This window comes from Neisseria sp. HMSC068C04, assembly GCF_001810105.1.
GTDB lineage: Bacteria > Pseudomonadota > Gammaproteobacteria > Burkholderiales > Neisseriaceae > Neisseria > Neisseria flavescens_B.
On sequence record NZ_KV799974.1, the window covers coordinates 1 to 1,205 of the forward strand.

Sequence of the window (1,205 nt, forward strand, 5' to 3'; positions counted from 1 at the left end):
CCATCAAAGACGGTAACGGTAACACTACTACTACTGTCGTTAAAGATGGTGCAACCGGTGCTACTGGTGCAGACGGTAAGAATGCTGAGGCTGAAGTTAAAGACAACGGTGACGGCACTCACACTGTAACCATCAAAGACGGTAACGGTAACACTACTACTACTACTGTTAAAGACGGTGCTAAAGGTGATACTGGTGCAACTGGTGCTAAAGGTGATACCGGTGAAAACGGTAAGTCTGCTGAAGGTAAAGTTGAGCGTGATGAAGCTAGAGGTACTTCTACCATCACTATCAACAACTTCGATAAAGACGGTAAAGTCATCTCTACTACTACTGCAACCGTGAAAGATGGTAAAGACGGTAAAGATGGTAAAGATGCTGATGGCACCTTCGGTTTGCGTGATGAGGAAAACAAAGAAATCACCAAACCACTGAATAACACTATTCAGATTAAAGGTGATGCGGGTACTAAAGTTCAAGTATTCGACAAAGCAACCGGTAAGACTTCAGAGAAAGAAGTTCAAAACATCTTCGTTAAGAAAGACGGCGATGCGCTGAAAGTCAGCATGAACCCTGATCTGACCGTTAACAGTGTTACTACTAACGAACTGAAAGCAGGTCCTGTAACCATCAACCAAGGTGGTATCGATGCCGGCAACACTACTATCCAAAATGTTGCTCCAGGTAAGAAAGGTACTGATGCGGTTAACGTTGACCAGCTGAACCAAAAATTCGGCGATGTGAACAGCAATGTGAACAAGGTTGACAACAACGCCCGCGCAGGTGTGGCTCAAGCTCTGGCTACTGCCGGTCTGCCACAAGCTTACTTGCCAGGTAAGAGCATGCTGGCTATCGGTGGCGGTCACTACCGCGGTGAAACCGGTTACGCTGTCGGCTTCTCTAGCATCTCCGATGGTGGTAACTGGATCATCAAAGGTACTGCTTCCGGCAACTCACGTGGTCACTTCGGTGCTACCGCAGCAGTTGGTTACCAATGGTAATCTGACTTTCAGACGGCCTGAAAAGGCCGTCTGAAAAGACGAAGCAAAGTAAATGCGGCCTATTTAGGCCGCATTTTTTATATCTTGAATTGGATTTGTTGGGTTCCTATAAGAAAGAACAATAAGAATGCTGAGACCTTTGCAAAATTCCCCCAAATCCCCTAAATTCACACCAAGACATTTAGGGGATTTCTCATGAGCACC

Annotated in this window: 1 protein-coding gene; it reads left to right on the forward strand. The window is 46.0% G+C overall.

The window, feature by feature from the left end; genetic code table 11:
- Nucleotides 1–1,001 (forward strand): collagen-flanked surface repeat-containing protein (locus tag HMPREF2700_RS07840; RefSeq protein ID WP_210389881.1); only part of this gene is annotated, 1,001 nt, incomplete at its 5' end.
- Nucleotides 1,002–1,205 lie beyond the last annotated feature (204 nt).